23 protein-coding genes and 1 tRNA gene are annotated in these 21389 nt (G+C 53.2%); 17 read left to right on the forward strand and 7 right to left on the reverse strand.

Going from position 1 to position 21389, the window contains the following annotated elements; all coding sequences use genetic code 11:
* Positions 1-3: 3 nt before the first annotated feature.
* The 5 genes from ACVL1J_RS00615 to rapZ all read left to right on the forward strand — a co-directional run bounded on the left by ACVL1J_RS00615 (position 4) and on the right by rapZ (position 4325).
* Positions 4-1524, forward strand: a complete 1521-nt coding sequence (locus tag ACVL1J_RS00615) for an RNA polymerase factor sigma-54 (protein ID WP_159568152.1) — start codon at positions 4-6, stop codon at positions 1522-1524.
* 40 nt (positions 1525-1564) lie between these two features.
* Positions 1565-1894: a ribosome hibernation-promoting factor, HPF/YfiA family gene (gene hpf / locus ACVL1J_RS00620; protein WP_159568151.1), complete on the forward strand. Its 330-nt coding sequence runs from the start codon at positions 1565-1567 to the stop codon at positions 1892-1894.
* A 110-nt stretch (positions 1895-2004) separates the two neighbouring features.
* Complete coding sequence (locus ACVL1J_RS00625; protein ID WP_040512070.1) at positions 2005-2475, forward strand: PTS sugar transporter subunit IIA; 471 nt, start codon at positions 2005-2007, stop codon at positions 2473-2475.
* Between the two features lie 4 nt (positions 2476-2479).
* Positions 2480-3463, forward strand: a complete 984-nt coding sequence (hprK, locus tag ACVL1J_RS00630) for an HPr(Ser) kinase/phosphatase (RefSeq protein ID WP_159568150.1) — start codon at positions 2480-2482, stop codon at positions 3461-3463.
* Entirely contained in the window at positions 3456-4325 is an 870-nt protein-coding gene (gene rapZ / locus ACVL1J_RS00635) for an RNase adapter RapZ (protein WP_159568149.1), read from the forward strand. Before hprK ends, rapZ begins: the two co-directional genes overlap by 8 nt.
* Here rapZ and mutY read toward each other — a convergent pair.
* Together mutY and mutM are read right to left on the reverse strand one after the other, a co-directional pair.
* The gene (gene mutY, locus ACVL1J_RS00640) at positions 4278-5399 is read right to left on the reverse strand and encodes an A/G-specific adenine glycosylase (protein WP_491665007.1); all 1122 of its coding nucleotides are present in this window, start codon (positions 5397-5399) and stop codon (positions 4278-4280) included. The two genes, rapZ and mutY, sit on opposite strands and share 48 nt — an antisense overlap.
* Entirely contained in the window at positions 5396-6214 is an 819-nt protein-coding gene (gene mutM, locus ACVL1J_RS00645; protein WP_491665008.1) for a bifunctional DNA-formamidopyrimidine glycosylase/DNA-(apurinic or apyrimidinic site) lyase, read from the reverse strand. The genes mutY and mutM overlap by 4 nt, the downstream gene beginning before the upstream one ends.
* Before the next feature lie 78 nt (positions 6215-6292).
* Here mutM and ACVL1J_RS00650 point away from each other — a divergent pair, with 78 nt between their 5' ends.
* From ACVL1J_RS00650 to ACVL1J_RS00680, 7 genes are all read left to right on the forward strand, one after another.
* The gene (locus ACVL1J_RS00650) at positions 6293-8071 is read left to right on the forward strand and encodes a tetratricopeptide repeat protein (protein ID WP_394673420.1); all 1779 of its coding nucleotides are present in this window, start codon (positions 6293-6295) and stop codon (positions 8069-8071) included.
* A gap of 4 nt (positions 8072-8075) precedes the next feature.
* The gene (locus ACVL1J_RS00655; protein ID WP_159568145.1) at positions 8076-8645 is read left to right on the forward strand and encodes a hypothetical protein; all 570 of its coding nucleotides are present in this window, start codon (positions 8076-8078) and stop codon (positions 8643-8645) included.
* A 3-nt stretch (positions 8646-8648) separates the two neighbouring features.
* Positions 8649-9566, forward strand: a complete 918-nt coding sequence (gene ispE, locus ACVL1J_RS00660) for a 4-(cytidine 5'-diphospho)-2-C-methyl-D-erythritol kinase (protein ID WP_491665009.1) — start codon at positions 8649-8651, stop codon at positions 9564-9566.
* 15 nt (positions 9567-9581) lie between these two features.
* Positions 9582-9658 (forward strand) — tRNA-Gln (locus ACVL1J_RS00665).
* Positions 9659-9730: 72 nt separating this feature from the next.
* Positions 9731-10684, forward strand: a complete 954-nt coding sequence (locus ACVL1J_RS00670) for a ribose-phosphate diphosphokinase (RefSeq protein WP_159568143.1) — start codon at positions 9731-9733, stop codon at positions 10682-10684.
* Between the two features lie 87 nt (positions 10685-10771).
* Positions 10772-11359 carry a 50S ribosomal protein L25/general stress protein Ctc gene (locus ACVL1J_RS00675; protein WP_159568142.1) on the forward strand — a complete coding sequence of 196 codons (588 nt, stop codon included), beginning with the start codon at positions 10772-10774 and terminating at the stop codon, positions 11357-11359.
* 69 nt (positions 11360-11428) lie between these two features.
* Entirely contained in the window at positions 11429-12097 is a 669-nt protein-coding gene (locus ACVL1J_RS00680) for an exopolysaccharide biosynthesis protein (RefSeq protein WP_491665010.1), read from the forward strand.
* Between the two features lie 9 nt (positions 12098-12106).
* Here ACVL1J_RS00680 and ACVL1J_RS00685 read toward each other — a convergent pair whose 3' ends face one another.
* On the reverse strand, positions 12107-12574 hold the full coding sequence (locus ACVL1J_RS00685; protein WP_159568141.1) for an Lrp/AsnC family transcriptional regulator: 468 nt from the start codon (positions 12572-12574) through the stop codon (positions 12107-12109).
* A 141-nt stretch (positions 12575-12715) separates the two neighbouring features.
* Here ACVL1J_RS00685 and leuA point away from each other — a divergent pair, with 141 nt between their 5' ends.
* From leuA to ACVL1J_RS00700, 3 genes are all read left to right on the forward strand, one after another.
* The gene (gene leuA / locus ACVL1J_RS00690; RefSeq protein WP_394673418.1) at positions 12716-14386 is read left to right on the forward strand and encodes a 2-isopropylmalate synthase; all 1671 of its coding nucleotides are present in this window, start codon (positions 12716-12718) and stop codon (positions 14384-14386) included.
* Between the two features lie 74 nt (positions 14387-14460).
* The gene (pth, locus tag ACVL1J_RS00695; protein WP_341237948.1) at positions 14461-15060 is read left to right on the forward strand and encodes an aminoacyl-tRNA hydrolase; all 600 of its coding nucleotides are present in this window, start codon (positions 14461-14463) and stop codon (positions 15058-15060) included.
* Positions 15057-16172: a patatin-like phospholipase family protein gene (locus ACVL1J_RS00700; protein ID WP_394673417.1), complete on the forward strand. Its 1116-nt coding sequence runs from the start codon at positions 15057-15059 to the stop codon at positions 16170-16172. The genes pth and ACVL1J_RS00700 overlap by 4 nt, the downstream gene beginning before the upstream one ends.
* Positions 16173-16179: 7 nt before the next feature.
* Here ACVL1J_RS00700 and ACVL1J_RS00705 read toward each other — a convergent pair whose 3' ends face one another.
* Both ACVL1J_RS00705 and ACVL1J_RS00710 read right to left on the reverse strand, forming a co-directional pair.
* Positions 16180-17400 (reverse strand): hypothetical protein, encoded by a 1221-nt coding sequence (locus ACVL1J_RS00705; protein ID WP_394673416.1) that lies wholly within the window; start codon positions 17398-17400, stop codon positions 16180-16182.
* A gap of 4 nt (positions 17401-17404) precedes the next feature.
* Positions 17405-18061 carry a hypothetical protein gene (locus tag ACVL1J_RS00710; protein WP_491665011.1) on the reverse strand — a complete coding sequence of 219 codons (657 nt, stop codon included), beginning with the start codon at positions 18059-18061 and terminating at the stop codon, positions 17405-17407.
* 99 nt (positions 18062-18160) lie between these two features.
* On the opposite strand from ACVL1J_RS00710, the gene ychF reads away from it, so the two are divergent.
* Both ychF and ACVL1J_RS00720 read left to right on the forward strand, forming a co-directional pair.
* On the forward strand, positions 18161-19252 hold the full coding sequence (gene ychF, locus ACVL1J_RS00715; protein WP_491665012.1) for a redox-regulated ATPase YchF: 1092 nt from the start codon (positions 18161-18163) through the stop codon (positions 19250-19252).
* A gap of 38 nt (positions 19253-19290) precedes the next feature.
* Entirely contained in the window at positions 19291-20622 is a 1332-nt protein-coding gene (locus ACVL1J_RS00720) for an AsmA family protein (RefSeq protein ID WP_491665013.1), read from the forward strand.
* On the opposite strand, the gene ACVL1J_RS00725 is transcribed toward ACVL1J_RS00720, so the two are convergent.
* Both ACVL1J_RS00725 and coaD read right to left on the reverse strand, forming a co-directional pair.
* The gene (locus tag ACVL1J_RS00725; protein ID WP_491665014.1) at positions 20559-20876 is read right to left on the reverse strand and encodes a YfhL family 4Fe-4S dicluster ferredoxin; all 318 of its coding nucleotides are present in this window, start codon (positions 20874-20876) and stop codon (positions 20559-20561) included. The two genes, ACVL1J_RS00720 and ACVL1J_RS00725, sit on opposite strands and share 64 nt — an antisense overlap.
* 9 nt (positions 20877-20885) lie before the next feature.
* Positions 20886-21389, reverse strand: a complete 504-nt coding sequence (gene coaD, locus ACVL1J_RS00730; protein ID WP_341237941.1) for a pantetheine-phosphate adenylyltransferase — start codon at positions 21387-21389, stop codon at positions 20886-20888.

The following is a 21389-nucleotide window of genomic DNA, read 5'->3' on the forward strand; positions in this document are numbered from 1 at the left end:
CCCATGAAACAATCCCTTCAGCTTAAAGTTTCCCAAAATCTCACGCTCACGCCGCAGCTTCAGCAATCCATTCGATTGCTGCAACTGTCCACACTCGAACTGCAGCAGGAAATTCAACAGGCACTGGCCGAAAACCCGCTACTCGAGCTGGCCGATGAAGAGGCTGTTGAAGGCGAACGTACACTCAGCCTGGACAGCAGCAATGGCGAATTGCACGAGCCACAGGGCGACAGCTTCGAAGCCGAACCGGACCCACGCAAAGCCAGTGAGCCCGTCAGCGATCAACAAGCTGAACAAGACAACCAAAGCGAAGAAATTGTTCAACGCGAGACCATCGACTCCATTCAGGACAACTGGGAAGGTGACTGGCGCGACAACAGCGGCGCAGGTGCCGATGGCGACGAAGAAAAACCCGGCCTTCAACTGGCTGCGCCCGACAGCAGCCTGCACCAACACCTCATCGACCAGCTGCGCATGACGCAGGCCAGCGAACGCGACAAAAACCTGGTGCTGTGGCTGATCGACTACCTTAGCGACGATGGCTACCTGACCGTTGAACTTGAAGACCTGTGGGAAACCTTGCAGGACGAACCCGACCTGGAGTTTGAAGAACTGAGCGCGGCACTGCGCCTGCTGCAAAGCTTCGACCCACCCGGCGTGGGCGCACGCAATGCGGCAGAGTGCCTGTTGCTGCAACTGGCCCAGCGCCGGGACATTACTTGCCAAACAAACCTGTACGGCAACTGCCAACACATTATCCGCGACCATTTGAGTTTGCTCGCCCAGCGTGACTTCACCAAACTGAAGAAAGCCCTGAATGTCGACGAAGACACTTTAAAGATCTGCCATCAAATAATCCGCTCGCTAGAACCTTTTCCCGGCGCGCGCTTTCGGCGCATTGACGACGATCATGTGGTGCCCGATGTCATTGTTAAAAAACTCAGTGGACAATGGCATGTGCAGCTCAACCCCGATGTAATGCCCAAAATTCGAATCAATGAAATGTACGCCTCGATCCTGAGGTCTCACCGTGGTCAAAGCGCACAACTCAGCGCGCAACTTCAAGAGGCCCGGTGGCTCTTAAAAAACGTTCAACAGCGATTTGACACTATTTTACGGGTGAGCCAAGCGATCGTAGAACGACAAATCGGCTACTTCAATCATGGCGAAATCGCAATGCAACCCTTGGTTCTGCGGGAAATTGCTGATTTACTGGGACTGCATGAATCGACCGTGTCAAGGGTTACCACGCAAAAATATATGTTGACGCCCTATGGGTTGGTTGAGCTAAAGTATTTCTTCGGAAGTCATGTTTCCACCGATTCAGGTGGGCAAGCTTCCAGCACGGCCATCCGTGCACTCATCAAGCAACTGATTTCTGCGGAGGACGCCAAGCAGCCGATATCTGACAGCCAAATCGCCGACCTACTCGGTCAACAGGGCATCGTGGTCGCAAGACGCACGGTCGCTAAATACCGGGAATCACTGAAAATACCCCCGGTGAACATGCGTAAGTCGCTTTAAAGTTAAAGCTTCCCCCCGCAGCAACGAAAGGAGATACCTTATGAACTTGAACATCAATGGTCATCATCTGGAAGTTACCCCAGCTATTCGAAATTATGTAATTGAAAAACTGGACCGGGTGAAAAGGCATTTTGATCACGTCATTGATGCATCGGTGACCATCTCGGTGGTCAAGCTGGTTCAAAGGGCAGATGTTACGCTGCACGTTCGCGGCAAAGACATACACGCTGAATCAAGTCATGAAAACCTCTACGCAGCCATTGATGCGCTGGCCGACAAACTCGATCGCCAGGTATTGCGGCACAAAGACAAACTTACCAATCACAATCACACGCCCATAAAACACCAAGTGGTAGAAGAAGCTGAATAAACCACTGTAATTTCAGGGAAATTCAAAAGGCGGACTTCAATCCGCCTTTTGTGTTTTTATGGCGTATAATCGGCCCCACGATTAGAAGCGGGTCTCAGGAATCAACAGCGATGAACTTGATCGCAAATCTACTTCCACCATCCAACATATTGTTGGACACACAGGTCACCAGCAAAAAGCGCGTGTTTGAACAGGCCGGACTGGTCTTTGAAAACAACCAGGGCATTGCACGGTCCAAGGTGTTCGACAGTCTTTTTGCGCGTGAGCGTTTGGGCTCCACTGGCCTTGGCCAGCAGGTGGCGGTGCCGCATGGCCGCATCAAAGGCCTGCGCGAACCCATCGCCAGCCTTGTGCGTGTGCAAGATCCCATTCCGTTTGATGCCCCTGACGGCCAACCCGTCAAGCTACTCATGTTTTTGCTGGTGCCTGAAAGCGCAAACCAGCATCATCTGGATATACTGTCAGAACTGGCTCAAATGCTGTCTGACAAGGATTTCCGTGAGAAACTCATGACAGAATCCGATCCTGGTGCCACTCACCAATTGATCGCCAACTGGGAGCCTTACCAACCAGCGAGTTAAGCCTGTGAAGCAACTGAAAGAACTGATCGAAGCCAACCGCAACAAACTCAAACTCGACTGGCTTGCCGGTTTAAACGGTGGTGATCGTCACCTTGATCTTCAGTGCTTCGCATCCTCCGATCTCGTAGGTCACCTCAACACCATTCACCCTGGCCGTATCCAGGTTTTTGGTCGCCAGGAAATCGAATACTTCGCCCGCATCAGCGATGCTCGCAAAAAACATCAAATTGATAAACTGATCGAAGGCGACCCTCCCGCCATCATCGTCGCCGAATCTTTTCAGCCACACGCATTGCTCAAAGCGGCTTGCGACGAATCCAACATCCCGTTGCTGGCCACACCGCTGTCTGCCGCAGAAATTATCGACTTTCTGCGCGTATACATCAACAAATGGCTGGCCCCCACCACCATGATGCACGGCGTGTTCATGGACGTGCTCGGCATGGGCGTGCTCATTTGTGGTGAATCGGGATTGGGCAAAAGCGAACTCGGTCTTGAATTGATTTCTCGCGGCCATGGCTTGGTGGCCGACGACGTGGTGGAATTCTCGCGCGTGGCCCCCAACCTTATTGAAGGCCGTTGCCCCGAATTGATCCGCAACTTGATGGAAGTGCGTGGGGTTGGGCTGCTCGACATCAAGGCAATTTTTGGTGAAACGGCAGTGCGCCGTAAAATGCGGCTCAAGCTGATTGTGCATTTGGTGCGCAAAGCGTCTTTGGAATTGCATCAGGAACGACTGGTCACCGAACCGCAATTCCAGGAAGTGCTTGGACTCCCCATTCGCAAAGCCATCTTGCCCGTGGCCGCGGGCCGAAACCTTGCAGTTTTGCTGGAAGCTGCGGTGCGCAACACCATTTTGCAAATGCGGGGCATTAATACGCTCGACGAGTTCATGGTGCGGCAACAAAAAGCCATGCTCAGTGAACTCGGTGGCATTGACCACCTTCAAGTCGACCCCGACACTGAAACGGACATGGGCCATGACTGACATGAAAGTTGTATTGGTCACCGGCTTGTCCGGCTCTGGCAAATCAGTCGCAATTCGCGCGCTGGAAGATTCGCACTTTTACTGCGTCGACAACCTGCCCCCTTCTTTCATACCGCAGGTCATTCAACGTTTGTCCTCCGAAGGCATTAGTCAAATTGCCATTGCAGCCGATGCCCGCACCGGGCGCGACATCATCGATGTGCCCCAGATTGTTCACACCCTGAAAACCGCCGGCACCGATGTGCGTATTCTGTTTCTGGATGCCGACGACGAAACACTGATTACCCGTTATTCGGAAAGCCGCAGGCGCCACCCCATGAGCACACGCCTGGGCGAACAAGCCACCGTGCAAGAATGCGTGGACGCGGAAAGAGAAGCACTTGAGCCGCTGCGAAACATTGCCAGCTGCATTGACACCTCCGCCTTGCAACCCAATGTGCTGCGTCGCTGGGTACTGGAAACAGTGGAAGAAGAATCGGCCAGACTCACTTTGGTGTTTGAAACTTTTGGCTTTAAAAAAGGCCTGCCCAGCGATGCCGACCTGGTGTTTGATGTCCGTTGCCTGAGCAACCCCTACTACGACAAAAACCTTCGCCCGCTGACAGGCAAAGACGTGGAAGTGCAACGCTACATTCAAACCGACACGCGCAGTGAAGCCCTCATCAACGACATCGAAACCTATTTGCGAAAGTGGTTGCCCTCGTACCTGAATGAGCAGCGTAGCTATGTGACTGTGGCCATTGGCTGCACCGGCGGGCAACACCGCTCGGTGTATGTGGCCGAAACGCTGGCCAAGCGGTTTACCAATACCCCTTTATCCGAGATCGAGAGTGTTTTGTTGCGACACCGGAGCCTGGGCTAACACCTTCACTTGATCCAACAGTTTGTGCACAATTTTGGGCACAGGCTTGTCAGTGACAGCATGGCATTGCGCCCAAACACCAGGCACCTTCACATGCACCACCTTGAAATGCATTTTGCGATGCGTTAATTCGTGCACCAGCCAAGGCTGGTTCGCAAGCTGGGTTAACTGTGTGTAAATGTCGGCCTTGAACACTTTCAGACCGTAATCGTCAAGCCATGGCTGAACACACGCATTCAATTCAGGCCACTCCGGCTGACTGCTGCATGCCGCAACCGGCGTTGTCCACAAGCCTTGCCACACACCCTTTGCTGTTTGCAGCTCCAGCCACACAGCGCCGCGTTCGTCTTCCACAATCAAACCCAGAAAATACAATTCAGGCCGGGGCTTTTTGGGCTTCGGTGTGGGCAGCAAACCCACCATGCCTTTGCGCAAGGCCACGCAGCTTTGTATCAATGGGCATGCTGAACAAGCCGGGTTACGTGGCACACAGCAAGTGGCCCCAAGGTCCATCAAGGCCTGGTTGTAAACGCCAGCTTGCTGGGCTGGCACATTGTCGCTGGCAATTGCCCACAAGTTTTTTTTAATCGAACTTTGTTCCGGGTAACCCTCGACACCGTAGTACCTGCAAAACACACGCTTCACATTGCCATCAAGAATAGGGGCGGGTACTTCATAGGCCAGGGAGGCAATTGCACCTGCCGTAGACTGGCCAATGCCGGGCAAACTTTCAAGCTCGGCCACAGTGCGCGGAAACTGCCCGCCAAACCGGGCCACCACCTGCTTTGCGCACGCATGCAAATTACGGGCACGCGTGTAATAACCCAAACCCGCCCACAACTGCATCACCGCTTGCTCGGGTGCTGCCGCCAAATCTGCAACCGTGGGGTAAGCCTGCAAAAAACGCGCGTAGTAAGCCAATACCGTGGTCACCTGGGTTTGCTGCAACATCACCTCGCTAAGCCACACCTTGTAGGCATCGCCCGTGTGCTGCCACGGCAAGGTTTGTCGACCATGCTGCTTTTGCCAACGCACCAGCACCCCGGCAAAAACCTCTCCTTTCAAAGGAATCATTTCTGGCACCCTGCGCAATAAAAGGTGCTGCGCTGGTTCATCACACGGCGTTTCACCGTAGCCCCACAGCGCTTACAAAGCTGCCCCTCGCGGCCATACACATCACAATGCAACTGAAAATGCCCCAACTCACCATCAATGGCCTGAAAGTTACGCAAAGTTGAACCGCCGCGCTCAATGGCCTCCGCCAGTACAGCGACCACTGCCGCATGCAAGGCCGAAACTTCAGCCCGACTCAAACGGCCTGCTGCCTTACCCGGTCGAATTGCACTGCGAAACAAGGCCTCGCAAGCGTAAATATTGCCCACACCCACCACCGCCAGGCCGCTGAGCAACAAGGCTTTGATCGACACCTTTTTGCCCCGCGTCGCCTTGAAAAATAACTCGGGCGTGAAAAGATCGCTAAAAGGCTCGGGACCTAACTTCGAAAAACGAACAAAAGCATGCTCCCAACCGGGTGCCTTGCTCACATACTCCACACTGCCGAACCGGCGCGGGTCGTTGTATCGAAGGACCTTTTCACCGAAATTCCATTCAATGTGGTCGTGCTTTTCCCAAGGGGTTTGAGCACTGACAATTTTCATGGACCCCGACATGCCCAAATGCACCACCAGCACCTGCTCACCAAAATCCATCAGCATGTATTTCGATCGGCGCTCAACACTTCGCAATATGTGCTTCACACAACTTTGCACCTCCTCAGGCACAGGCCAGCGCAAGCGCGGTTGCCGCACGGTACAAGCAAGCAGGCGGTGCCCTGTAAAATGAAGGTCTACGCCTCTTTTGGTGATTTCTACCTCGGGTAATTCAGGCATAAGCTAAAGCGCGCACGCGCATCTGTTAATGTGATAAAAATGAATGTGGATTCACCAGTTTTCTTTGGGTTCAACAGTATGACTTGTTTTAAATGGACCATCGCAGGCCCGGTATTTTTTCTGGCCGCCAGCCTGACCACCGGTTGCGCCACTGTGCCAGCCGAACAGGGCGAACCAAGGCAGCAGCAAATGTCTGCCGAGCAAAAAGCCTATGAAGCCCGTGTGGCCGAAATGGTCAAACAAGACCCCCTGTTTGCCTTGCTCACCGCAGAAATTGCGAGCCAGCGCGGTGACACTTATTCTGCCGCGCTCGCCTACACCGAAGCGGCCAAACAACAGCGCGACCCGAACCTTGCCAAGCGAGCCGTCGAAATCAGCCTGGCAGAGGGGCAGCTGGATCTGGCTCTGAATGCTGCTCAGGTATGGTCTGAACTTTCCCCCGACGACAAACAAGCCAACCGTTCCATCATGTTGCTGCAATTGGGCACCAACCGTGTCGATGAAGCCATGCCCGCACTCAAGGCATTTCTGGCAGACATCCAGGCCGCCGAAAAATCCAATCCGGGGCTCGGTGGTGCTGGCGCAGAAAAAATTGCACTGGACATGCTGCAACGCATTCCCGACAAAAACAAAGCCTACCAAACCGGGATCGAACTTTTCGGCAACAATCCCGACGACCTTGAAGCGCAAACATTGCTGGCCCAACTGGCCAACAACTCCGAGCTGTACCCACAGGCAGTGGGGCACATGGAAAATGTGCTGCGTAAATCGCCCCAAGAACGTTTTTACGTGCTGCTGGCCCAGTTCATGGAAAAACGCGACGGTAATCTGGACGCAGCCATGCAGTTGGTCAACGAACAAGCCCAACTGCACCCCAACTGGTTTGGTGCACGGCTATACCTGGCCCGCAACCACACCCAGCTTGGGCAATGGCCACAAGCACGGCAACGTTTTGCAGAAATGATCACGCTGCAACCTGACAACATTCCGCTGTACTCCAGCCAGGGCTTTGTATTAACCCAGCTAAAAGAGTACAAAGCAGCCGAACAGCACTTCAAGATTTATCTGGCCAAAACCGCACCGGCAGAACGTCAGAACGAAACACTGATTCACGCCACGCTTTCCGACATGGCGCTTGAACGGAAAGACTATGTGGCTGCCCTGAAGTGGCTGGATACAGTCCCCAATGCGGCCGACAACCTGGATGTTCAACTCAAGAAATCTGCCTTGTTCGAAAAACAGGGCAATGCCTTAACAGCCAAGCGGGTACTCAACCAGTTCAAGCCAAAAAACGAAGACGAATCTGTGCGCCTGGCCCTGGCAAAATCACAGCTGGCCGAATCGCAGAAAGCACCTGCCGAGGCAGCCACAGAGCTTGAGCTGGCATTGCTGAGTTTTCCCGACCAACCCGACCTGCTCTACGAACGCGCCATGGTCGCCGAGCGACAGGACGACCTGCCTCGTGTTGAGCAATTCCTGAAACGACTCATTGCGATTCGCCCGGAAAACCCACACGGCTACAACGCCTTGGGCTACACCTGGGCCGAGAACAATGTTCGGCTGGAAGAAGCCTATGAGTTAATTAAAAAGGCAGTTGAACTTGCTCCCAACGACCCCTTCATTCTTGATTCACTGGGCTGGGTACATTACCGCCTGGGCAAACTGGACAGTGCCGAAGCCACCTTGAAAAAAGCCTTCGAAATGCGTCAGGATGAGGAAATCGGACTTCACTTGCTCGAGGTTTTGGCGAAATCGGGCAAAAAAGAGGAAGCACGTCAACTGGGCGAACAGTTAACCGTTCGTTACCCCGACAGCAAAGCATTGAAAAAACTGGTTCAACGGCTTGAGGAAATTTAAGTTCATGGCTTTATCAACACTGCGCCTGGCCTGCATCGGCTTGATCAGCGCAAGCTTGGGTGCGTGCAGCACCTTGGGTCGAGACTCAAGCACTGAAGTCGATTGCAAGTCGATTCAGTCCAGTTGCCATTACGGGCGCTTCGGGCTGATCTGGAAAGTTGAACAGCCCGACGGCAAAATTGAAGCCGATTCCATTTCAGGCACCTATGAATGGCGATCTGGCCGCACAGGCCCAAGCCAGGCCCCTGAAATTGCTTACCTGGAGGTCAACTCCACCTTGGGGCCCTCGCTGGGCAGTGCAAAGCGCTTGGGTAGTTTTTACGAAGTGCGGGCTGCAGATGGTCGTGTGTATTTGGCCAAAGACTGGCAAAGCCTGTTCGACCTGATGTTTCCAGTCGAATTGCCTGCCGAAGCCCTGGTGCAATGGATGGAAAATCCCAACCCCAATGAATTACCCACCTTGCCCACCAACTGGGCCTGGGAAAATCAAAATGGTCGTTACCGCGTGGTGTTTGTCGAAAACAATACCTCGGGTCGCATTGACCTGATTCCTCAGGGCACCTTGGGCAAGTAAAACGTGAACATTTCCGACACGGCGAAGCGCTCGGCCTTTTCCCCGGCGAAAATCAATTTGTTTTTGCACATCACGGGCCGACGAGACGATGGCTACCACCTGCTTCAGAGCATTTTTTGCCCCATTACGCTGGGTGATCAGCTGACAATTACCGTACAACCCAGCCCCACCGGCCAACTTGTCATTCAACGAAGCGGCGATCTTACCCACATCCCAGGCGAAGTCGACCTGACCGTTCGTGCCTGCAAGGTCTTTTATACCCATGCGAATTTGGGCATGGCTTATCAAGTCATCATTCAGGTGAGCAAACAAGTACCTGAACAAGCCGGGCTGGGCGGGGGAAGCAGCAATGCAGCAACCGTGCTCCGTTTGCTGCAACAACACCACAATTACCCGGTCTCACCCGAACAATTGGCTGCGATCGGGTTGACCTTGGGCGCAGATGTTCCCTTCTTTCTTCAGGACAACTGTGCTTTTGTGGAAGGAATTGGCGAGCGCATCACCCCGATTCAGGGCATTTCCGGGCATTTAATTGTCTACAAACCACTACTTTCTTGCCCCACGCCCAAAATATTTAGCGATCCGCAATTGACACGCAACTCAAGTGACGTCAAAATAGCGGTCTTCGATTCGGCCAGCCGAATGAATAGTGAGTTGATGGTTTGTTTACAGGCCCACACACAGAATGCTTTGCAAGCTGTTGTGTCTCGCAACTACCCGGAATGGGAGCATCAATTTGGTGTTTTCTCAAACTGTGTTGCAAAATTCAACCCGCAATTGATTCGAATGTCAGGTTCCGGTTCCGCCATGTTTGCTTTGTTTGCCAGCCCAAGCCAGCTCAGCAACGCCGTGGCAGCAGTCGCCGATGCACCTGAATTGCAGCAAGGGCAGTGGTTTGAATGCCAGCTTAAATCCGGCTGAATCGATAAAAGTTTTAGGGGAGTCGCCAAGTTGGTCAAGGCACCGGATTTTGATTCCGGCATGCGAGGGTTCGAGTCCTTCCTCCCCTGCCAAAACCAAAGGGCCAGCCACAGGTTGGCCCTTTTTTATTTCGCCAACGCACACGTCAAGCCCTGGGGTAAACAATGGCAACCGACAGCAGTTTAATGATCTTCACTGGCAATGCGAACCCTGCATTGGCCGAATCAGTGGCCAAGCAGCTGAACATTCCGCTGGGCAAAGCCACCGTAGGTCGTTTCTCAGACGGTGAAGTCATGGTCGAGATCAACGAAAACGTGCGCGGCAAAGACGTGTTCGTGCTGCAGTCCACCTGCGCCCCCACCAACGACAATCTCATGGAAATGATGGTCATGATCGACGCGCTCAAGCGCGCATCAGCCGGCCGCATTACCGCTGCAATTCCCTACTTTGGCTATGCCCGCCAAGATCGCCGCGTGCGCTCTTCGCGAGTGGCCATTACCGCCAAAGTGGTCGCAAATATGTTGCAGGTTGTGGGTGTAGACCGTGTCCTGACCATGGACCTGCACGCTGATCAAATCCAGGGGTTTTTCGACATTCCCGTGGACAACATTTACGCATCGCCCGTGTTGCTCGGCGACGTGTGGAAACAAAACCTCGACAACCTGATGGTGGTTTCGCCCGACGTGGGTGGTGTGGTTCGTGCCCGCGCACTGGCCAAACGCCTGAACTGCGACCTGGCGATTATCGACAAGCGTCGCCCCCGCGCCAATGTGGCCGAGGTCATGAACATTATCGGCGACGTGAAAGACCGCACCTGCGTGATCATGGATGACATGGTCGACACCGCCAACACACTGTGCAAAGCCGCGGCCGCCCTGAAAGCCAATGGCGCGAAGAAAGTGGTGGCGTACTGTACCCACCCTGTTTTGTCGGGTGGTGCCATTCAGCGTGTTGAAGAATCGGATCTGGATGAACTGGTGGTTACCGACACCATTCCTTTGTCTGACGAGGCCAACAACAGCAACACAATTCGTGTACTGAGCGTTGATGAACTGCTGGCTGAAACCATTCGCCGCATTGTTCGTTCCGATTCAGTCAGTTCGCTGTTTATTGACTAAGATTTATCGGGCTTTTTTGCGGTCGCCCTTAAGTGCCGCATAACTTGGTTTCACTGGTCGCGGTGAAGTCAAATTTGGAGAATCAACATGAAAGTAGTTGCAACATCCCGCACAGAGCAGGGTTCCGGAGCGAGCCGCCGCCTGCGTCGTGCTGGCCAGGTACCTGGCATTGTTTATGGCGCAAATCAGGAAGCTCAGGCTGTGCAAATCGAGCACAACCCCCTGTGGCACGCCCTGCAAAAGGAAAAATTCCACTCCAGCATTCTGGATCTGGAAATTGATGGCAAGTCCGAGCAAGTTTTGTTGCGCGACTTCCAGTCACACCCTTACAAGCCACAGCTGCTGCACATCGACTTCCAGCGCATCGACGGCAACCAGAAAATCCACATGAATGTGCCTTTGCACTATTCTGGTCACCTGGAAAGCCCAGCGGTCAAGCTGTATGCCGGTCAGGTTACTTTTGTAGCCAACCAGATCGAAATCGAATGCTTGCCCAAAGACCTGCCAGAATTCATCGCAGTAGATTGCAGCGTATTGGATGTTACCAAGCGCTCTATCCACGTGACTGAACTTCAGTTCCCTGAAGGCGTAAGCATCCCCAACCACGGCCAGCAAGACTTGTCCGTTGTTACAGTAAAAATCAAGGCTGGCGCTGCAAAGGGCGGCGACGAGTAAGTCGCTGTTGCAAGTTAGTCCTTAGAAAAGCCGCTGCAACTTTGTTCAGCGGCTTTTTTTATGGGCACAATGTTGGCTCGCCTAACCTCACTGAATAAACCCGAAGTGAACAACACACCGAATTTTGAAGAATTGCCATTGGGCGATCAAATCAAGCAAGTCATTGCCCAACTGCCAACAAGCACAGTCAGCCTCGGCGAAATTCTTGACTTGGTAGGGCGAGATGGCATGTTGCTGCTGGTGGCGTTTCTCACGCTGGTGTTCATGGTGCCCGTGTCGATTCCCGGTGTCAGTACCATTTTTGGCGCTGCCATTTTGCTGATCGGCATCAGCCGAATTTTCGGGCGCACCTTATGGCTGCCCAAGCGTTTCAAAGAACGGGCCCTGCCCGCCGACAAACTGCGCAACGCCCTTGAAAAAGGCTTGGTGTGGATTCCGCGCCTTGAAAAAATCAGCAAACCCCACCGCATGGCTTGGCTAACCACAGGCCATGGCATGAACATCATCAACGACGGCGGTTTGATTTTGGGCGCTGTGTTGTTGATGGCACCGTTTGGCTTTATTCCGTTTTCCAACACCGTACCCGGAATTGCGCTGCTGTTTCTGGCCGTGGGGCTGATTCAACGCGATGGTGCAGCCGTGCTGCTGGGGCACTTGGCCAATGTGGCCTCCATTGTTTACTTCGGCGTGCTGATTGGTGGCGGCGGCATGATGATTCAAAACATGCTTCAAAACTGAGTTTTCAAGTTAGCCTACTGGCACCTCGGTTTTATCAACGACCCGGCGCAACACAAAGCTGGTGTGCACACCGCTTACCCCTTTAATGCGGGTAATTTTGTTCAGCAACAAATTCTGGTAGCCGTCCATGTCGGCCACGATCACCTTCAACTGGTAGTCTGCTTGCTGCCCGGTAATCAGCAGGCATTCCAGCACCTCCGGTATTGCACCAATGGCCCCCTCAAAACTGGCGAAGCGTTCAGGCGTGTGTTGGTCCATTGAAATGTAAATCAGCGCCATCAGGCTGAAGCCCAACTTTTTCGCATCCACCAAAGCCCTGTAACCAGTAATCAGCCCCGCTTCTTCCAGCGCTTTGACACGGCGCAAACACGGCGATGGCGACAAACCAATGGCGTCGGCCAAGTCTTGGTTACTCATGCGCCCATCGGTCTGCAACAGGGTCAAAATTCGCTTGTCATAGCGGTCAAGTTCTTGCATTTGTATTTTTTCACTTAAAAATTTAATTTATACGCAATTATCTGCCAATAAATGGAAATATCAAAGCAACAAACGCAATCATATTCCAGACCAAAGCACCTACACTGTATTTCATGGATTAACGTTTCAGGCCAATGCAGCATGTTGAAGAACCCCGCCACCAAATATCGCCCCGCTTACAAAGTGGACCTGCCCGACAGAACATGGCCCAACAAGGCCATTGAACATGCGCCGATCTGGTTAAGCACCGATTTGCGCGACGGCAACCAAGCGATTTTCGAGCCCATGAGTGTGGCCACCAAACTGGACTTCTTCAAGGAATTGGTGCGCATTGGTTTCAAGGAGATCGAGGTGGGCTTTCCCGCCGCCTCGCAAATCGACTTCGACGTGGTTCGGCATTTAATCAACAATGATTTGATTCCGGCAGGCGTTACCCCCATGGTCATGACCCAGGCTCGTGATGATCTTATCGAGCGAACAGTGGAATCGGTGATTGGTGCCAAAAGCGCCATCGTCCACATCTACAACTCCACCGCACCCGTGTGGAGAAATACGGTGTTCCGCATGACTGTGCCAGAAGTGATCGACATGGTAAAAAAACGTGTGCAAAAAGTGAAAGAGCTCACCGATGCACACCCCGAAACACAATGGGTTTTGCAGTACTCGCCCGAGTGTTTCAACATGACCGAACTGGATGTGGCCTTGCAGGCTTGCAACACCGCCATTGAGGCATGGGAAGCGGGCCCGAATCGCAAAATCATCATCAACTTGCCCACCACGGTGGAGTGGAGCTCACCCAACGTGTTCGCCGACCAAATTGAGTGGATGGACAGGCGCCTGGCGCGTCGCGAACATGTGGTGCTTTCCGTGCACCCACACAATGACCGTGGCACCGGCGTGGCCACCGCTGAATTGGCGATGATGGCTGGCGCACAACGTGTGGAAGGCTGTTTGTTTGGCAATGGCGAACGCTGCGGCAACGTCGACATTGTGACCCTGGCCTTGAACATGTACACGCAGGGTGTGCACCCGAACCTTGATTTTTCCGACATCAACGCCGTGGCACGCGTGGTGGAAAGTTGTACGCAACTGCCCATTCACCCCCGCCACCCGTATGTGGGCGATTTGGTGTACACCGCGTTTTCTGGTTCGCATCAGGATGCGATCAAAAAAGGTTTCGACATTCAAAAACCCGATGCCATTTGGGAAGTGCCCTATTTGCCCATTGACCCGGTCGATGTGGGCCGCACCTACGACAGCGTGATCCGCGTGAACAGCCAGTCGGGCAAAGGCGGCATTGCTTACATTCTTGAACGCGAACATGGCGTGGTGATGCCACGCCGCATGCAAGTGGAGTTTTCAGGGGTGGTGCAAAAGGTCAGCGACAACACGGCGGCGGAAATGACATCGCCTGCCTTGTGGGCCTTGTTTGAACAAACCTATTTGCAAAATGATGAAAGCCAACCGCGCTACATCAGCCACAAAGTGTTTGATGCAGAAGGTGGCCAGGGCATTGAAATTACCGTGCAACAGCATGGCGAAACCACACGGCTTGAAGGCGTGGGCAATGGCCCGCTGGATGCCGCTGTACAAGCCCTTGGTGTGCCCATGGACATTGTGGGGTTTGAAGAACGCAGTGTAGGCCAAGGTGCCAAATCAAAGGCCATGGCCATTATTGAAGTGAGCGTTCCGAATGTGCCGGGCAGCAAGTTTGGCGTGGGTTTTCACGACAACATCACCACCGCCAGTTTGATGGCCTTGGTGAGTGCGTGGCGACGGGTTGAAACGCCCATACCGCTTGAAGTGAAATAATCACCGCCATTGTTTGGTTTCAGCCGAACTATCAGCGAAAATACAGCCTTGTGATTCACAGGGCTGTATTTTTCATGTCCAGCAACACCCCCATCAAATTGATCGTCGGTCTGGGTAACCCAGGCCCACAATATGCAGACACGCGCCACAATGCTGGCGTGTGGTATCTGGAAGCATTGGCCCGCAAACACAATGTGTTTTTGCAAACTGACAAGCGCTTTTTTGGCGACATGGCCCGCATCAAGTTTGCAGGGGAAGACGTGTGGCTGCTGTTCCCCACCACATTCATGAACAGGTCGGGCCAGGCCGTGGGCGCCTTGGCCAAATTCTTCAAAATAAAACCCGACGAAATTTTGGTGGCGCACGACGAGCTTGATTTATTGCCTGGTCAGATCAAAATGAAAAAAGGGGGTGGGCTTGCCGGGCACAACGGTTTGAAAGACATGCATGCCCACCTGGGCAGCAATGAATTCTGGCGTGCACGCATTGGCATTGGCCACCCGCGCAGCCTGAATCTTCAACAGGGCGTTGCTGATTTTGTGCTGCACCGCCCAAGTGTTGAACAACAACAAGCCATAGACAAGTGCATTGATGTATTGTTGAAGCACACGGAACTGATTTTGAAAGGTCAAATTGGCCAGGCCACCACGCACATTCACACGGAGTGCGCATGAAAAGCAGCATTCAAATTATTCTGGGCGACCGCGCCAAGGCGCACATTGCGAACAAGGGCTTACAGCCTGAAGACATTTGCGCAATACCCGCAGCTGCGGGCGGTCCGAAAGGGTTGATTTTGCAGGGGCTTGACCAGTACCTGTTCAATGACTGGCTGGGTGAAGGCCATTTACGAACCCGTGCTGAAAAAGGTATTAAGCCTTTGCAGCTGATTGGTGCTTCCATTGGTGCATGGCGCATGGCAGCTGCGGCCAGCAGCAACCCGGCAGCCACCTTGAAGCGCCTTGCCCAACAGTATGTGGAAACGCAAGATTACAGCAAGGGCGTTGACCGCCACGAAATAAGTCGCGTGTGCCACGCGATGGTGCAGGCTGTGGTTTCCGAGGAAGCGCAGCACATGGTGCAACCCGCTGGAAAAGAATTGCTGGTGTGGGTAAACAAAGGGCTTACCCCCTTGCACCATGCGCAGCAACTGCGTGCACGCAAACGCGGCTTTGCAAGCGCCGTACTGGCCAACAGCGTAAACCGCAACAAATTGTCCACCTACTTCGAACGGTGGGTATTTCAAAGCCCGGGCGCGCACACCGACTGGTTAAAACAACCCTTTGACCGAATTCCAACCCACATTGAAGACCTTGATGCGCTGAACATTCACGATGCATTGCTGGCCAGTGGCAGCATTCCCTTTGTGTTGAACCCAGTGTACAAAATTGCCCAAGCCCTGCACGAAGACCACCCGGAAGTGAAGTACCACGAAGGCCCCTTCTGGGACGGCGGGCTGACCGACTACCACCTGGCCCTGCCCTACCACCGTCTGGATGGCCTGGTGCTGTACCCCCACTTTGCACCCACGGTAACACCCGGCTGGCTCGACAAGTTTTTGAAAGTGCGCAAAGCCAAGCCCGAATGGATGAGCAATGTGATTCTGGTGTGCCCATCGCCTGAATTTGTCAAACGGCTACCAGCGAAAAAAATCCCGGACCGCGGCGACTTTAAACGCTACAACTTTGATCACCGCATTCGCATACCGATTTGGCAAGCCGCAATTCGTGAAAGTGAACGCATGGCGGACGACTTTTCAAGCTGGCTCCACAAACTGAACGCAGGTTAATAAATACCTAGGCTGCGCCATACACCTTGAAGGATCGCACACTGCGAAAAACCGGATCGAGCATGGCAAAGCTGGCTGCATTCTGGCAAGCGTGGCACATGGGCAAACGGGAAAACATAGTGATGTCCAGGGTTTGACTCGCCCAGTCGCTGTTGTTTTGCAGAATTATCATCAAAGCATTCAGCGCGGTGTATTCCGTGTCGCGAGCACGATCATGCAAACCACCGCGCCCCGGCGTCAAGGTTCTGGGCATCATTCGGGCCTCCTGACGCTGCGCGGGAATACCCACCAACAAGTCCCGATAGCCCAGGTATTGAATGTCAGGCTCATCTGACTCTGTGCACAACTGCGTCAGGTTTGCTTGCACAGTGCAGGTGTTCAGGTTGTCGGAAGGAATCAAGGGGGTGGCACGCAATCGACTGTGCCCAGACAAATCGCCCATCACATCGAGAGCAACACAACCATCGATTAATGAAGGCTCTATATCGCCGCTGACCGATAAAAACCGAAGTCGGGTTTGGTCGTTTACCTTGAAAACAGTCACAAGGAAATTCTTGCCCATCGGCTCACCGTCCTGGTTTCTGCCCGTGAGGAAATGCCACAACGCCGCGGGCTCGGTGACCCGCTCACCTGTCATATCAAAGACAGCGTGGCTCAGGCTGCTCAAATCGTCAAAGGCATCCGGATGCTCAAGCACAACATGATTTAAGCGCTGCAACACTGGGCGCCCTGCTGACGTCAGTATTTGATCGGAATAGGTTCGGAGTAAATCCTCGTGCCGCGCGAGTTTGTTATGAACATTAACAACATCCGGATTGGTCTCCCATTCTTCGCCAAGCGCCTGAAGATAGCTCAGCTTCTTACGGCCTGATCTTCCCCGCAGGTCCAGCGACCATCGCGCAGGAATGGAGTCTGGCTCGGAGAGCAGCGATTGAATTGCAGCCACCGGGTGTTCCGAACTTTTTACCATCCTCTCGCTGTGCGGACTTAGCGGATTCTTATGCAGATTTTTGGCACGCACCCGCACAAAATACCCTGCCACCTCCTGGTTAAAGTTTTGAGCCAAGGTACCCGGCGCTGGTGGGCTACCAGGCAAGTTCAATTCATTCGGGCTTATAGCCAGCACCGGCGCACTTTCGATTGGCTTGCCTGCAGGTTTGGTCGGTTGGCCCAGCCCCAGGGCAATGTCGCGATAACTGGGGGTAGCTTGTGCTGGCTGTGTTGGCATTGCTTTACCTTTCGCGCTCGCGCATGGCCTGTGAAAATGCCTCAACAGCCTTTGCCTCAATCACGTGCAAAGGTGCAGCAATCTGCCACGCGCTGTAGGGATCAATCACAATTTGTCGGGGCGCATTCGCAGCGGTGTTATCGGTACTGCCCATCACAGCCACTTTGATCGCATCTTGTTTGGCCGCTTTGATATTAATCAGACGCTCAAGACTGTCCGGATTATCAGGGGTGGGGGGCGGCACAATTCGAATTGCATGGCTATCAACGGACTGCGAATACAACTGGGCGTAAATGATCTGATCGAAAATTTCGGTTACCGCAAATACCAGCGTATCCGGATTGGTTTGACCCAGCCCGAGCAACTCAGGATTGATCACCAGATTGTTCATTTCCGGTTGAAACGCTGCAGGCCACCGGCTGGGGTGAACAACCACGTTCACGCCATTGCTTTTCAGGTAAGTTTCCTCTTTCAGAAACGCCACCGTTGCGTCGGGATTCAGCAATTCTTTTTTTGCAAACTCCAGAAACCTCAGGAATTGCTGATGCAACACGGAGTTTCGAGCCACACTGTTTTGCGGCAAGTAAATTGGATGAAGCATATTTGGGCCGTCAACTCCGTTCATCCCGTGGCGCTGAGCACTCACTGGCTCTGTTGTCATAGTCCCCCCAATACAAATAGATGAGTCACCGTACGGTGCGGCATGGTTCCAATTCGAGGTACAATTCACCCCATTCTATTAAGTACTTAGCGAATTCTCATGACCCTCAAATGCGGCATCGTTGGCCTTCCCAACGTCGGTAAATCCACCCTGTTCAACGCGCTCACCAAGGCGGGCATTCCAGCAGAAAATTATCCATTCTGCACAATCGAGCCCAACGTGGGCATGGTTGAGGTGCCCGATGAGCGCCTGCAAAAGCTGGCCGACATTGTAAAACCCGAGCGTATTTTGCCCGCCACGGTTGAATTTGTAGACATCGCAGGCCTGGTGGCCGGGGCGTCCAAAGGCGAAGGTTTGGGCAACCAGTTTCTGGCCCATATTCGCGAAACCGATGCCATTGTGAATGTGGTGCGCTGCTTCGAAGACGAGAATGTGATTCATGTGAATGGCAAAGTCGATCCACTTTCCGACATTGAAACCATTGAAACCGAATTGTGTTTGGCTGACATGGGTACCGTTGAAAAAGCGGTTCACCGCTATGCCAAACAGGCCCGCGCAAACGACAAAGAAGCCGCAAAAATTCTGGCTATTTTGCAACGCTGTGAAGCCCAGTTAAACGAAGCCAAACCGGTGCGCGCACTGGGCCTGGACCCCGAGGAATTGTTTGCCATCAAAAGCTTTGGCCTGATCACTGCCAAGCCGGCCATGTACGTGGCCAACGTGGCTGAAGATGGTTTTGAGAACAACCCATTCCTGGAGCGCCTGCAAGAATATGCAGCCAAACAGAATGCGCCTGTGGTTGCAGTGTGCGCAGCCATTGAAGCTGAAGTTGCTGATCTTGACGACGCCGACAAAATGGAATTCCTGGCCGACATGGGCATGACCGAGCCAGGCTTGAACCGGGTGATTCGCGCTGGCTTCAAGCTGCTGGGCTTACAAACCTATTTCACTGCGGGTGTAAAAGAAGTGCGTGCCTGGACCATCAAGATTGGCGACACGGGTCCCAAGGCTGCGGGTGTCATTCACACCGATTTCGAACGCGGCTTTATTCGTGCCCAAACCATTGCCTATGACGACTACATTCAGTTCAAAGGCGAAAACGGAGCCAAGGAAGCTGGCAAAATGCGGGCCGAAGGCAAAGAATATGTGGTGAAAGACGGGGACGTGCTGAACTTCCTGTTCAACGTCTAACCCAACGTTTAAACAAAGGCCCTTCGGGGCCTTGTTTTTTGGCAGTCTCATTTCTGTGCTACGGTATTAGCAGTTTCAACTCGCTGCACCACGCCATGTCCAAAGCCCTGAAGTTGTCCATTCTCGCCTTTGTGATCGTCCTGCTAGGCATCATGTTGTCCCACGGCGTGGTGGTGCCCCGCTTTGTTTGGGAACCCAAGCTAAACAGCGTTCGCAACCAGTATCCCGACCAGCGTATTGACGTAAAACGCGTGGTGCTTGCACTTTCCCTGAAACCACAACTCATCATTTCTGAAATAGAAATCGACGACCCCACCCGCAAGGAAAACCTGCAACTGGCGTTGATCAGGCTGGGCATGAACGCCTTCGAATCCATCAAGCAAGGGCGAATCCAGGTTGAGTCACTGAGCGTGAAAGGCTTGGCCGTTCAGGCAGAAAAAGAAGCAGATTGCACCCAAATCAATCTGGACTGCACACCGGTTCTTCCGGTGGCGCTGGCTGCCCGCGCATGGCAAAGCACACAAGTAGCCAACCCTGGCTTTTTCACGCCAAATCTCAACCTAAAAAAACTGGAGCTGGAACAGGCGCAGTTCACTGTGCGCAACACCGCAGCCCAACAAGAAATCAACGGGAAAATTGAACAGCTTAAATTTCAGCTGGGCAGCAACAGCACAGAAAATCAATTCAACCTTGGCTGGCGCTTGGGTATAAAAACCCCACAAGAAAACAATCAGTTGTATTTGGCCATGAACGCGCAAACCGAAGCAGGCGCCATGCGCGAGATTATTCTGAAAAAACTGAAGATCGATTTGGATGGTCAGTGGAACGGATTTCCCTGGACGGGTTCGGCTGAACAGGATTTTCTGGCGCTTCGAATTCTGCAAGCCAACAATGGCGAAGGCGCGCCCTTCATCAAATTGAATGGCGACAATCTTCGCACTTATATTCGTCGCGACGACTTGCCTGAAACTCACCAGGCTGCATTTTCTGCCCAACAATTTGAAGGTGGATTGCCCGCCCAAGACTGGTCAATGAACAAGGCGGAATGGACCTACACCCATGAAGATGCCCAAGCCTGGACATTCAACATGAACTACACAGCATCAGAGAGTTTGCTTGAATTGCAACCCGAAACCATACAGGGCAGCGAAGGCATTCCCGCCGAGGCACAGGTTCGTGAATTGAATTGCGAAGCAGGTGAAGCCAAGATTCGGGAAGACAAGCCTTACTGGGCCTGGCAGGAGGGCTGGTTCAGGGTGTTGAACGACCACCCTGCAGAGAACGCGAGTTTGGTGTTGTGTCCTGTTCAACAACCCTCGGAAGGGGCTGGTTTGGATGCTACCGCTGAATCACCTTCTGCAGGCAAATAAGGCGTTTTATCGGGGTGCAGCTTGAAAAACTTGCCCAGCAATTGTTTCTGGGTGTCGGGGTGAGCCGGGTCTTTGGGTATGCACTCAACCGGGCACACCACCACGCATTGCGGCTCATCGAAATGCCCCACGCACTCGGTGCACTTTCCGGGGTCTATTTCGTAAATTTCTTCACCCATGGTAATTGCGCCGTTCGGGCACTCGGGCTCGCACACGTCGCAATTAATACACTCATCGGTGATGATTAAGGCCATACGCTCACTTTACTTGTTGATCACCTGCTGCGGGATCAGTCCCAGCTTCTGGTTCAACCAATGTTCAACGGATGGAAATACAAACTTGCTGACATCGCCGCCCAGGGAAGCAATTTCCCGAACAATGGTGCCGGAAATAAACTGGTATTGATCCGAGGGTGTCAGAAACATCGTTTCCACATCGGGCAGCAAATAGCGGTTCATGCCCGCCATTTGAAACTCGTACTCAAAATCGCTGACCGCGCGCAAACCGCGAATAATCACGTTGGCATTGTTCTCGCGAACAAAGTCTTTCAACAAACCGCGAAAACCTCTTACTTCCACATTGGGATAATGGCTGAGTACTTCACGCGCAATTTGAACGCGCTCATCCATGGAGAAAAAGGGTTTTTTGTTGGGGCTGTCGGCCACACCGACGACCAACTTGTCGAAAATCTTCGCGCCGCGGCGCACCAAATCTTCGTGGCCACGGGTAAGCGGATCAAATGTTCCGGGATATACAGCAATGCGCAT

The organism is Limnobacter sp. G6BE5S (assembly GCF_058448965.1).